Origin of the sequence: Mesorhizobium sp. M0011, from assembly GCF_040324155.1 — a bacterium.
GTDB lineage: Bacteria > Pseudomonadota > Alphaproteobacteria > Rhizobiales > Rhizobiaceae > Mesorhizobium.
Genome location: NZ_JAMYVQ010000002.1, coordinates 56,346 through 68,355, shown reverse-complemented (window position 1 = coordinate 68,355; position 12,010 = coordinate 56,346). Strand labels below are relative to the sequence as shown.

Annotated in this window: 12 protein-coding genes; 2 read left to right on the top strand and 10 right to left on the bottom strand. The window is 63.2% G+C overall.

The window, feature by feature from the left end; translation table 11 throughout:
* Positions 1 to 24: 24 nt before the first annotated feature.
* The 9 genes from NKK51_RS02715 to NKK51_RS02675 form a co-directional block, all read right to left on the bottom strand.
* Complete coding sequence (locus tag NKK51_RS02715; RefSeq protein WP_352551050.1) at positions 25 to 504, bottom strand: carboxymuconolactone decarboxylase family protein; 480 nt, start codon at positions 502 to 504, stop codon at positions 25 to 27.
* Positions 505 to 614: 110 nt separating this feature from the next.
* The gene (locus NKK51_RS02710; RefSeq protein WP_352551048.1) at positions 615 to 2,168 is read right to left on the bottom strand and encodes an alpha/beta fold hydrolase; all 1,554 of its coding nucleotides are present in this window, start codon (positions 2,166 to 2,168) and stop codon (positions 615 to 617) included.
* A 112-nt stretch (positions 2,169 to 2,280) separates the two neighbouring features.
* Positions 2,281 to 2,592, bottom strand: a complete 312-nt coding sequence (locus NKK51_RS02705) for a formate dehydrogenase subunit delta (RefSeq protein WP_023811684.1) — start codon at positions 2,590 to 2,592, stop codon at positions 2,281 to 2,283.
* Positions 2,582 to 3,409 (bottom strand): formate dehydrogenase accessory sulfurtransferase FdhD, encoded by an 828-nt coding sequence (fdhD, locus tag NKK51_RS02700; RefSeq protein ID WP_031213420.1) that lies wholly within the window; start codon positions 3,407 to 3,409, stop codon positions 2,582 to 2,584. The genes NKK51_RS02705 and fdhD overlap by 11 nt, the downstream gene beginning before the upstream one ends.
* Positions 3,409 to 3,609, bottom strand: a complete 201-nt coding sequence (locus NKK51_RS02695) for a thioredoxin domain-containing protein (RefSeq protein WP_155930580.1) — start codon at positions 3,607 to 3,609, stop codon at positions 3,409 to 3,411. Before NKK51_RS02695 ends, fdhD begins: the two co-directional genes overlap by 1 nt.
* Before the next feature lie 84 nt (positions 3,610 to 3,693).
* Positions 3,694 to 6,606, bottom strand: a complete 2,913-nt coding sequence (gene fdhF / locus NKK51_RS02690; protein WP_352551047.1) for a formate dehydrogenase subunit alpha — start codon at positions 6,604 to 6,606, stop codon at positions 3,694 to 3,696.
* 10 nt (positions 6,607 to 6,616) lie between these two features.
* Positions 6,617 to 8,173, bottom strand: a complete 1,557-nt coding sequence (locus tag NKK51_RS02685; protein WP_352551045.1) for a formate dehydrogenase beta subunit — start codon at positions 8,171 to 8,173, stop codon at positions 6,617 to 6,619.
* Positions 8,170 to 8,649 (bottom strand): formate dehydrogenase subunit gamma, encoded by a 480-nt coding sequence (locus NKK51_RS02680; protein ID WP_023811689.1) that lies wholly within the window; start codon positions 8,647 to 8,649, stop codon positions 8,170 to 8,172. Before NKK51_RS02680 ends, NKK51_RS02685 begins: the two co-directional genes overlap by 4 nt.
* 175 nt (positions 8,650 to 8,824) lie before the next feature.
* Positions 8,825 to 9,739, bottom strand: a complete 915-nt coding sequence (locus NKK51_RS02675) for a LysR family transcriptional regulator (protein WP_013528010.1) — start codon at positions 9,737 to 9,739, stop codon at positions 8,825 to 8,827.
* 151 nt (positions 9,740 to 9,890) lie between these two features.
* On the opposite strand from NKK51_RS02675, the gene NKK51_RS02670 reads away from it, so the two are divergent.
* Both NKK51_RS02670 and NKK51_RS02665 read left to right on the top strand, forming a co-directional pair.
* On the top strand, positions 9,891 to 10,532 hold the full coding sequence (locus tag NKK51_RS02670; RefSeq protein WP_023811691.1) for a DUF47 domain-containing protein: 642 nt from the start codon (positions 9,891 to 9,893) through the stop codon (positions 10,530 to 10,532).
* A gap of 3 nt (positions 10,533 to 10,535) precedes the next feature.
* Complete coding sequence (locus NKK51_RS02665; protein WP_023811692.1) at positions 10,536 to 11,540, top strand: inorganic phosphate transporter; 1,005 nt, start codon at positions 10,536 to 10,538, stop codon at positions 11,538 to 11,540.
* A gap of 11 nt (positions 11,541 to 11,551) precedes the next feature.
* On the opposite strand, the gene NKK51_RS02660 is transcribed toward NKK51_RS02665, so the two are convergent.
* The gene (locus tag NKK51_RS02660) at positions 11,552 to 11,929 is read right to left on the bottom strand and encodes a VOC family protein (RefSeq protein WP_023811693.1); all 378 of its coding nucleotides are present in this window, start codon (positions 11,927 to 11,929) and stop codon (positions 11,552 to 11,554) included.
* Positions 11,930 to 12,010 lie beyond the last annotated feature (81 nt).

Below are 12,010 nucleotides of genomic sequence, written 5' to 3'. Positions count from 1 at the left end.
GCGCCTGTCGCCGGGCAGTGGTTCTTACTGCGACTTCGCCTTGACGGCCGCGAACACGTCGTCGGCCTGCTTCTTGAAGGTCGTCAGATCGACCTGGCTGCCGTTGAGCATCGTCGACCAGTGGCGCACGATGGCGGCCATCGCCACCGCCTCCTTGATCTCCTCGTCACTGGCGCCGTTGAGCTTGGCCGCCTCGGTGTGGAAATAGATGCAGTACTGGCATGGAATCTGCGACGCTACGGCGAGGCCCAAAAGTTCCTTGGTCTTGCCGTCAAGCGCGGTCTTCGGGTTGAGCTGCACGCCCTTGATCTCGGCCCAGGCGCCGGCGACGGCAACATCCGGCAGCGTCCTGAACATGTCCGGCACCGAGCCGAGCGTTGCCTCGATGTCCTTGTAGGCGGCCGCCGCGGACGCGTCCTCGGCCTTTGCCGGAGCGATGGCGAACAACGCGCCCACGCTTGCAGCGATCACAAGCAATTTGAGTGTCCGGTTCGACTTCAGCATTTCCTCCTCCGTTCGCAGCACCTTTTCCGGCGACATCCGCCTGGCCTGCATGGAGAACACTGATACCGCTTACCCGCCCTTGGCCGCTTCGCCCGAAAGCGCCATGGCTCTCATGGCCCGTGCGGGCCAGGGTGCCTGACCGAGAACGCCGCCGCCGCCGCCCGCGACGGCAGGTCCAGCTTGAGCAGTATGTTGGCGACATGGCGCTTGACCGTATGTTCGCTCAGCCTCAATTCGGCGGCGATCGCGGCATTACTCTTGCCGTCGGCGACGAGGCTCACCACCTCGCTTTCGCGCGCTGTCAATGCAGCCGGCTCGGCAGGCTTGGGTTTCGGCCGGCAGACGGGTTCCAGATGTTGTTCGGACGTCGCGTGGACCAGCGCCAGCGGCTCCTCCAACTCGTCGACGCTGATGCGCCCGGCGTCGGTGAAATGCAGGCCCGACCCAGCCGCCAGGTCGGCGATGAGACGCGACGCGATAATGTCGCCGCGCCCGGCATGGGCGGCCAGTTGCATCGCCACCCGCGCCGTCATCCCGACGGGCGGACCGCGTACTTCGATCTCGCCGACATGCGCCCCTTGCGCGCTTGCCACGCCGATTTCCTGCGCCGCCTCGCGCAGCGCCGCCGCGCAGCGTATGGCGCGTGCCGGGCCGTCGAAGCGCGAAATCATCAACTCGCCATGCAGGCCCACAGAGCGCCCACCATGGCGCCCGACCAGCAGCCGCCAGGTTTCCTGGAAGCGCTGGCTGCGTTCGCTCCACATGCGGTCGCCGAGCCGAGCCGTGTCGTAGATGCGTGTCACCAGAAGTGCCGCCAGCACGCGGTCCACTTCGCCCACGGCGCGCTCGCCGGTCAGAAATTCCTCTATCAGGTCGGCCACCCCTTCGACATCGCCGGTCCAGATCGGATGGTCGCGTCCGGGAATCTCAACGAGCCGGGCACCGGGGATCTTCTGTGCAAGGAAGCGGCTGGCATCGGGGTCGACCCGCGCATCGTTGCGGCGATGTATCACAAGCGTCGGCGCGCTGATCACGCTCAGGATATGGCGGATGTCGACGCCGGCGTTCATGCGCGCCAGCGCCGCCGCCGAAGTCGGGCTCGCCGATAATCGTTCGAAACGTGCCCACCACTGAGCGAAATGCGCGTCGTCGACCCGGCTCGGCGCGAAATGGGGCAGCGTGGCGCCGGTGCCCCAGGCTGTCTCCGCCATCTCGATGAAAGCGTCGAGGCGTTCGCGCGACATCACCCATTTGTGGAAATGCGCATAGCCGCCATAGAGCGCCAGAGCTCGCGTCCGCTCCGGATAGGTGGCGGCGAACAGCATCGCCATCGGCGCGCCTTCGGAGGAGCCGAGCAGGGCTGCACGGCCGCTGCCGGCGGCGTCCATAACCGCGCGCACATCGTCCATCCGCGTTTCGAGACTGGGCAGGTTATGCGCGTCGACGCGGTCGGAAAGACCGGTGCCGCGCTTGTCGAACAGGATCAGCCGCGAGAATGCCGAAAGCCGCTTCAAGAGCCTGGTATAGCCCTCGTCTTCCCAGTGCAGGTCGAGGTTGGAAATGAAACCCGGCACGAAGACGAGATCGAACGATCCCTGCCCGACCACCTGATAGGCGATCCGCACATCGCCGCTACGGGCGTATCGCGTCTCGATCGGCCTCACGAGATTTCCACCCCGGCCTGACGATTTCTGGTCGTCAAACCATAGCAGAACAGCGCAGATTGCGGCAGATAAACTTTAGCGATGGAGAATATAAGCCGGCGCGGCTTGGCGACTATTCCTGCGAGGCGGCGACATCGGCAGGGGAGGGCTCGAGTCCGAGTTTGAGGTCGGCCGCAGCCGGCGTGATCGGCCGCCTGATCCTGGCGGAGGCGGCCACCACCAACTCGTTGAAGTTCCCGGTGCCGTCGTCCAGCATTTCGAAGAACTGCCGCCGCATCCTCGGCTCCCAGAACTTGTTGATGTGCTCGGCGACGCCGGCAATGCCTTCCTCGCGCGGCTTGGAATGGAAGAAATCGGCGATCTGGTTTGCCATGCGCACCAGCTTCTCGGCGGTGCTCATAATGTGTTCTTCGTCATGCGACATGCTTGGCAACTCCGCAAACCACCCGGTCGGGGTGGGTGAAAATATCAAAATCGTCGCCGCGAACCAGCGCCACCAGCGTCATGCCGGCCTCTTGCGCCGTGCGGATGGCAAGTGCGGTCGGCGCCGAGACGGCGATGATGAAGGCCGAGCCGATAGAAGCCGTCTTCTGCACCATTTCAACCGAAACCCTGGATGTCACCACGACAGCACCGGATGCGCCGTCGATGCGGGCTTTGGCCAGCGCGCCGGCCAGCTTGTCGAGCGCATTGTGACGGCCGACATCTTCGCGCGCCATGACGATGCCCTTGCCAGGTACATAGAAGCCGGCGGCGTGCACGGCTCCGGTCTCGGTGTGCAGCGGCTGCACTTTCGACAGAAGCTTGACCGAACGGACAATGTCGTCGGCATCAAGCGTAAGCTTTGAAGCACCAACCGCGTCGACCGAACGCATCGCCTCCTCAATCGACTCGATGCCGCAGAGCCCGCAGCCGACCGGGCCAGCCAGTCGTCTACGTCGCGCCTCGAAACGTGTATTGGCTCGATCCTTCAGCCGGATCTGGATATCGATGCCGGCGCCATGATCCTCGACCTCGATCGCCTCGATCTCGTCAGGTGCGGCGATTATGCCTTCGGTCAGCGAGAAACCGAGCGCGAAATCCTCGAAATCGGCCGGGCTTGCCATCATCACCGCATGGGTGGTGCCGGCAAAGGAGAAGGCCACCGGCGTCTCTTCCGGCACCATGCGGTCGGCAGCAGCCGTGCCGCTGGCGCGATGCGCCAAGCGGGAAATTTGGCTGAGAGGCTGGCGGGTACGCATCAGGTACGCTTCATCCAAACAGGCGCCAATTCGGGAACATCATGGGCAATGGCTTCAAACGCCTCGTAGTGTCCGTTGCCCATTATCTTGCCGACGATGCTCCGAAGCTTTTCGAAATCTTCTTTGGCAGCATGTCCCTGAATATCACTTAGGAAGCGATCCAGATCGGCGCCTTGCTTCTCACAAAGGCGAAGGAGCATTTCGTAGGCCTCCTTTCGAGTCACCTTTGTTCCTTCGTCATTGCAACGTCGCCTTCATTTTATCGAAAGCGAGGTTCCCAAAAGCTATTCCGCCGCTTCCAGCTTCGCGATGCGCCGGCTCTGCTTGGCCTGCTCGTCATAGTCGCGCTGCCATTCCGACGGCCCGTTGGAGGCGCCGACCTGAACCGCCGTCACCTTGTATTCCGGACAGTTCGTCGCCCAGTCGGAGAAGTCGGTGGTGATGACGTTGGCCTGCGTGTCCGGATGATGGAACGTCGTGTAGACGACGCCTGGCGACACCCGGTCGGTGATCAGCGCGCGCAGCGTCGTCTCGCCCGAGCGGCTGGTCAGCCGGACCCAGTCGCCGTCGCGCAAGCCCCGGTTCTCGGCATCGTGCGGATGGATCTCAAGCCGGTCCTCCGAGTGCCACATGCTGTTGTCGGTGCGCCTGGTCTGCGCGCCGACATTATACTGCGACAGGATGCGGCCGGTGGTGAGCAGCAGCGGGAAGCGCGGCCCCGTCCTTTCGTCCGTCGCCACATATTCGGTCCGGATGAACTTGCCCTTGCCGCGCACGAACGCATCGATGTGCATGATCGGGGTGCCGAGCGGCGCCTTCTCGTTGCAGGGCCATTGCACGGATCCTACGCGGTCGAGCAACTCGAAGGAGACGCCGGCGAAGCTCGGCGTCGTCATCGCGATCTCGTCCATGATCTCCGAGGGATGCTGATAGTTCCAGTCCAGCCCGATCGCGCGGGCAAGCTCCTGCGTCGCCTCCCAATCGGCGTAGCGCGCCTTCGGCTCAAGAACCTTGCGCACCATGTTGATGCGGCGCTCGGCGTTGGTGAAGGTGCCGTCCTTCTCCAGGAAAGTCGAGCCCGGCAGGAAGACATGTGCGTAATTTGCGGTCTCGTTGAGGAACAGGTCGTGCACGACGACGCATTCCATCGCGGCAAGGCCGGCGGCGACATGCTTGGTGTCGGGATCGGACTGCAGAATGTCTTCGCCCTGGATGTAGATGCCCTTGAAGCTGCCGTCGACGGCGGCATCCAGCATGTTGGGGATGCGCAGGCCGGGTTCGTCGTCCAGCTTCACGCCCCACAAGGTCTCATAGATATCGCGCACGGCTTCGCCGGAGATGTGGCGGTAGCCGGGCAGTTCGTGCGGGAAGGAGCCCATGTCGCAGGAGCCCTGCACGTTGTTCTGGCCGCGCAGCGGGTTCACGCCGACGCCGGGCCGGCCGATATTGCCGGTGGCCATGGCGAGATTGGCGATTGCCATCACAGTGGTCGAACCCTGGCTGTGTTCCGTCACGCCGAGGCCGTAATAGATCGCACCGTTGCCGCCGGTGGCGTAGAGGCGGGCGGCCCCCCGGATCAGTTCGGGATCGACGCCGGACAATTTGCCGACGGTTTCGGGGCTGTTTTCCGGCAAGGCGACGAACGATGCCCAATCCTGGAACTCCGTCCAGTCGCAGCGTTCGCGGATGAAGGCTTCGTCGAACAGGCCCTCGGTGACGATCACATGCGCCAGCGCCGTCAGCACGGCCACATTGGTGCCGGGCTTCAGCGGCAGGTGGTAATCCGCTTCGATATGGGCCGACTTGACCATCTCGGTGCGGCGCGGATCGAGCACGATCAGCTTGGCGCCCTGGCGCAGCCGCTTCTTCAGCCGCGAGGCGAACACCGGGTGGGCGGAAGCCGGATTAGCGCCGATGATGACGGCGACGTCGGTGAAGTCGACGGAATCGAAATCCTGCGTGCCGGCCGAGGTGCCAAAGGTCTGGCCGAGCCCGTAGCCCGTCGGCGAATGGCAGACGCGTGCGCAGGTGTCGACATTGTTGTTGCGGAAACCTTGCCGCACCATCTTCTGGACTAGGTAAGTTTCCTCATTGGTGCAGCGCGACGAGGTTATGCCGCCGATCGAGGTGCGTCCATACTGGTACTGGATGCGGCGGAATTCCTTGGCCGTATGGGCGATCGCCTCTTCCCAGCTCACCTCGCGCCACGGGTCGGTGACCTTTTCCCGGATCATCGGCGACAGGATGCGGTCCTTGTGGGTGGCATAGCCATAGGCGAAACGGCCCTTGACGCAGGAATGGCCGTGGTTCGCCTTGCCCTCCTTATAGGGCATCATGCGAACGACTTCGTCACCCTTCACCTCGGCCTTGAATGAGCAGCCGACGCCGCAATAGGCACAGGTGGTGACGGCGGAGCGCTCCGGCAGGCCCTTGGCAAGCACCGTCTTCTCACGCAGCGCATCGGTTGGACAGGCCTGGACGCAGGCGCCGCAGGACACGCATTCCGAATCGATGAACGCCTCGTGCATCCCCGCCGAAACCCGGGATTCGAAGCCTCGTCCCTCGATGGTCAGCGCGAAGGTGCCCTGCACCTCTTCGCAGGCCCGCACGCAGCGCGAGCAGACGATGCATTGCGAGGCATCATAGGTGAAATAGGGGTTGGACTCGTCGCGGGCGATGTAGTCGACCGCCAGCGAGCCATGGCCGGGCGCCACGCCACCTTCCGGCTTGACGTGGTTGCGACCTTCGATGCCGTAGCGGTTCTCGATCAGGCCGATCGACTTCGCCACTGCATCGAACTCGCTGGCGCCGGTTCCGGCCTGTTCGTTCCAGCCGGTCGGATGGTCGGAGACGTAGAGTTCCATGACGCCGCGGCGAATGGCGTCGAGTCGCTCGGTCTGCGTGCGCACGATCATGCCTTCGCCGACGGGCGTCGTGCAGGAAGCCGGCGTGCCGCCACGTCCTTCGATCTCGACAAGGCAGACACGGCACGACCCGAAGGAGTCCAGCATGTCGGTGGCGCAAAGCTTCGGGATCTCGACCCCGCCCTCCATGGCCGCACGCATGATCGAGGTGCCTTCCGGCACGGTGATGCTGCGCCCGTCGACGTTCAGCGTGACCTGCTTCTGCGCCTTCGATTGGGGGGTTCCGTAGTCGATCTCTTCGACGAGGGAGGGGAAGTCGGCCTTGATGTTCATCTGCCAGCTCCTATTCGGCAGCCACGCGCACGGGCGCTGGCTTGAAGTCGTCGGGGAAATGGGTGATCGAGCTCATCACGGGATAGGGCGTGAAGCCGCCCAGCGCGCAGAGCGAACCAAACTTCATCGTGTTGCAGAGATCGGTGACCAGAGCGAGGTTCTTCTCCGGCTCAATGCCCGCAACTATTCTGTCGATGGTCTCAACCCCGCGCGTCGAGCCGATGCGGCAGGGCGTGCATTTGCCACAGCTTTCGATGGCGCAGAACTCCATGGCGAAGCGCGCCTGTTTCAGCATGTCGGCGGTGTCGTCGAACACCACGACGCCGGCATGGCCGATCAGCCCGTCCTTGGCCGCGAAGGCTTCATAATCGAATGGCGTGTCGAACAGCGCGCGCGGGAAATAGGCGCCGAGCGGCCCGCCGACCTGCACGGCCTTGACCGGGCGCCCCGTGGCAGTGCCGCCGCCGATCTCGTCGACGATCTCGCCCAGCGTCATGCCGAAAGCGGCTTCGAACAGACCGGCATATTTGACGTTGCCGGCGATCTGGATCGGGATCGTGCCGCGCGAGCGGCCCATGCCGAAATCCTTGTAGTAGGCCGCACCCTTGTCCATGATGACAGGCACCGAGGCCAGCGAGATGACGTTGTTGATCACCGTCGGCTTGCCGAACAGCCCCTTATGCGCCGGCAGTGGCGGCTTTGCCCGAACCATGCCGCGTTTGCCCTCGAGCGAATCGAGCAGCGCCGTCTCCTCGCCGCAGACATAGGCGCCGGCGCCGACCCGGATCTCCATGTCGAAAGCGTAGGGTGAGCCCAGCACGCTGGCGCCAAGAACGCCAGCCTTGCGGGCGATCTCGACGGCCTTGTTCATCACCGCCACCGCATGCGGATATTCCGAGCGGACATAGACGAAGCCCTTCGTCGCGCCCGTGGCTATACCGGCGATCGTCATGCCTTCGATCAGCACGAAGGGATCGCCCTCCATGATCATGCGATCGGCGAAGGTACCCGAATCGCCCTCGTCGGCGTTGCAGACGATGTATTTACGGTCGCCAACGGTATCGAGCACCGTCTTCCATTTGATGCCGGTCGGGAAGCCGGCGCCGCCGCGCCCGCGCAGGCCCGACTCGGTAACCTGGGCGACGATGGCGGCAGGCGTCAGCGCCAGCGCGTTCGTCAGTCCGTTCAACCCGCCATGCTTCTTGTAGGATTCGAGCGAAAGCGGATCCGTGACGCCGCAGCGCGCGAAGGTCAGCCGCGTCTGCTTGGCCAGGAAGGGGATCTTGTCCGGCGTGCCCAGCCAGCGCTTGTGGTGGCCGCCGGTGAGGAAGCCGCTGTCGAACAGGCTTTTGACGTCGGACGGCTTGACCGGCCCGTAGGCGATGCGGCCATTGGCTGTCGCGACTTCGACCATAGGCTCGAGGAAATAGGCGCCGCGCGACCCGTTGCGCACGATCTTGGCTTCGATGCCGCGCTCGGCGAGTTCGCCGGCGATCGCCTTGGCGACCTTTTCGGCGCCAAGCGCCAGCGCACCGGAATCGCCGGGAATGTAGATACGCGGGATCATGAGCGCACCTCTGCAACGATCTCGTCGAGCTTCTCGTCATCGAGCCGCCCGATCACCTCGCCATCCAGCATTGCGGCGGGCGAACAGGCGCACAGGCCGAGACAATAGACCGGCTCCAGCGTCACCGAACCGTCGCGGGTCGTCTCATGGAAACCGATGCCCAGCAATTGCTTCAGCTTGGCGGCGATGGCGTCCGAACCCATCGACTGGCAGGATTCCGCCTGGCAGAGCTTCAGCACATGCCTGCCTGCCGGGTGGCTGCGGTAATCATGATAAAAGCTGACGACGCCGTGCACCTCGGCCCTGGAAATGTTCAGCGCCTCGGCGATGACCGGCAGCGCATCCTTGGGCACATGGCCGAACTCTTCCTGGATGCCGTGAAGGATCGGCAGCAATGGGCCTTCGAGGCCCTTCATCTCCTGGATGATCGCGGCCGTGCGCGACGTAATCTCGGTACTTGCAGGCTGCATTGTCATGCAGCGCCCTCCCTATCGTAGCGACCATACATATCGGCCAAGAGCATCAAGCTGTTTTGGAACAACGACATGCGCGTGCCGCTTTATCGCTAAGTGCTTAAGAAACCAGAGAAAACCTCTGAAATCAATAAAGCGGTTTCGTTGTACGATAGAAATTTTCTATCGTTCCGTTTGACTAACCCTGTCTAGCGGAACGGTTGGCGTGGAAATCGTCCGCCAGCGCCATTGCCTCGTCCAGCAGCGCCGAGACCAAAGGTGTGTGCGGTTCGCGCGGTGTCGCCACCAGGCCGACCGTGTGGCTGGCATCTGGCTCGATGATCGGAATGGCCCGGATCGGCTCGGAAAAGCCGAATGTTTCCGCAAGGTTGAGCGGCATGATCGACGACCATTTGCCGGTGCGGATGTGCGAAAACAGCACGATCATCGAATTGGATTCCAGCGTCGGTCGCACCTGCACGCCGGCTTCGGCCAGATGCTGATCGATGATGCGGCGGTTCTGCATGTCCGGCGTCAACAGACACAGCGGCAGGCTCGAGAGCTCCGCCCATGTCACTTTGTCGCGGTCGGAATAGGGATTTCCCATCGCGGTGATCAGTTGGTAGCGCTCGTCATAGAGCGGCACGCTGGTCACCCGCCCCAGCGGCTCGTTGTCGAGATAGGTGATCCCGGCATCGATGTCGAAATTGCCGAGCAGCGACAGCACCTCGATCGAGGTCCGCGACAGCACCGAAAAGGTGACGCCGGGATGCTTTTCGCGAAACGGCGTCGTCAGCCGCGGCAGCATGGCGAGCGCCGTCGGGATGGCGGCGATGCGGATACGGCCGGAAAGTCCGTGGCGCGCCGCGCGCATTTCCTCGCGCATGGTTCTGGTGTCGCCGACGATGCGGCGTGCCCACACCAGCACCTGTTTTCCCTCCGGCGTCAGCCCCTGGAAGCGTGAGCCGCGCAGAACCAGCATGACGCCAAGCTGGCCTTCCAACTGCTTGATGCCGGCCGAGAGCGTCGGTTGGGTGACGCCGCATACCTCCGCCGCCCGGCCGAAATGCTCCTCCCTGGCGAGCGCGATGAAGAATTCCAGCTTGTCGATCATGCGATCTTTCCGGTCGTTCGCTGCAAGGTCGGGGAAATTGTGCTCTACCGCAAGCACCACGCACAATTGCCCGGCATCCACACCTTTAAGCCGGCTAGCTGTTTCCCGCGGCGCGATGCGGCGCTATGTGGATGAAACTGGGAGATCGACCATGCTGGGCTGGTTCCGCAAGCTTTTGCCGCGCGAAGATCGCTTCTTCGACCTGTTCGAACGACATTCCCGCACCGTGGTCGGCGGCGCCGAGGCGCTGGAGCAGCTTCTCCAGGGCAGGGATATCGACCTATGGTGCCAGAAAATCATCGATCTCGAAGATGAGGCCGACCACATCACCGCGGAAGTCCTGCTGGCGGTGCGGCGCTCCTTCATCACGCCTTTCGATCGCGGCGACATCAAGGACCTGATCCAGTCGATGGATGATGCCATCGACATGATGCACAAGACGGTCAAGACGGTGAAGCTGTTCGAGCGCAAGGAGTTCGATCCGCTGATGCAGGAAATGGGTGGCGTCATCGTCGCCGCCGCCAAGCTGGTGGCCGAGGCGATCCCGCTGCTCAGCAAGGTCGCGACGCATACTGTGCGCCTCAACGCCATCGCCGAAGAGGTAATGCGCGTCGAAAGCCGGGCCGACGACCTGCATGAGCAAGGGCTGAAGGATCTCTTCAGGAAGCACGGCAGCAGCGATCCGATGGCCTATATGATCGGCTCAGAGATTTATGGCCAGCTGGAAAAGGTGGTCGACCGCTTCGAGGACGTCGCCAACGAGATCAGCGGCATCGTCATTGAGAATGTCTAGGTGATGGAAGCCACCATTGCCTTTCCCGTGCTGGCCGGCCTCGTCGCCGTCGCACTGTTCTTCGACTTTCTCAACGGCCTGCACGATGCCGCCAATTCCATCGCCACCATCGTTTCCACCCGCGTGCTGCGGCCGCAATATGCGGTGCTGTGGGCGGCATTCTTCAATTTCATCGCCTTCATGTTCTTCGGCCTCCACGTTGCCGAGACCGTGGGCAAGGGTATCATCGACGTCAGCATCGTCACCCCGGCGGTGATCTTTGCAGCGCTCGTCGGCGCCATCGTCTGGAACATCGTCACCTGGATCGCCGGCATCCCGTCGAGCAGCTCGCACGCGCTGATTGGCGGTCTGGTCGGCGCCGGTGTGGCAAAGGCAGGCGTGGGCGCCATCGTCTGGACAGGGCTTGGCAAGACGGTTGCGGCAATCGTCTTGTCGCCAGCGACCGGCTTTATCCTGGCTCTTGTCCTGATCCTTGCCGTTTCCTGGCTCTTCGTGCGCCAGACACCGTTTGCGGTCGACAGCACCTTCCGCGTCATGCAGTTCTTTTCCGCCTCGCTCTATTCCCTCGGGCACGGCGGCAATGACGCCCAGAAGACCATGGGCATCATTGCCGTGCTGCTCTATTCGCAAGGCATGCTCGGCGCGACTTTCTATGTGCCGCTGTGGGTCGTGCTCACCTGTCAGACGGCGCTGGCGCTCGGTACGTTGTTCGGCGGCTGGCGCATCGTCCACACCATGGGCTCGAAGATCACCCGGCTGAACCCGATGCAGGGTTTTTGCGCCGAGACCGGTGGGGCGATCACGCTGTTTGCCGCGACCTGGCTCGGCGTTCCCGTATCGACCACGCACACGATCACCGGCGCCATCATCGGCGTCGGCGCCGCCCGCCGCGTCTCGGCCGTGCGCTGGGGCATTGCCGGCAATATCGTCATCGCCTGGATCGTCACCCTGCCGGCCACCGCTTTGATTTCGGCGCTCACCTACCTCGCGGTTGGCTTGGCCAGGTGAGGTGAGGAAATCTACCTGTCCACAAGGTTCAGGATGTTGCCGTCTGGATCCTTGAACCAGGCGACCTTCATTCCGTAACCGACGTGGATATCGCCCTCCAGTGTCAGGCCCGGCATCTGATAGTGCTCGAACGCGACGCCCTTCGACTTCAGCGCCTTGACGATATCGCCGATCCCGTCGCCAACCATCCAGGTCACCGCTGTCGCCTTATTGGTTCCGGCAAATTGGGAATGATAGACGTTGAGGGTGGTATCGCCACTTTTGTAGACGATCAGTTCGCCGCCCTCATCGTGCACCTGTTGCAGGCCAAGCGTTCCCTCGTAGAAAGCCTTGGCCTTTGCCAGGTCGCTTACCGCCAGATTTGCCGTTGCGTTGCTGTTTGCGAGCATGATGGTCTCCTTTCCTGGTTGTCGGCCCGTGCTGGTCACCGAAATAGGTCGCCGCGATTGTTTGACGACTGTCGCTTGACC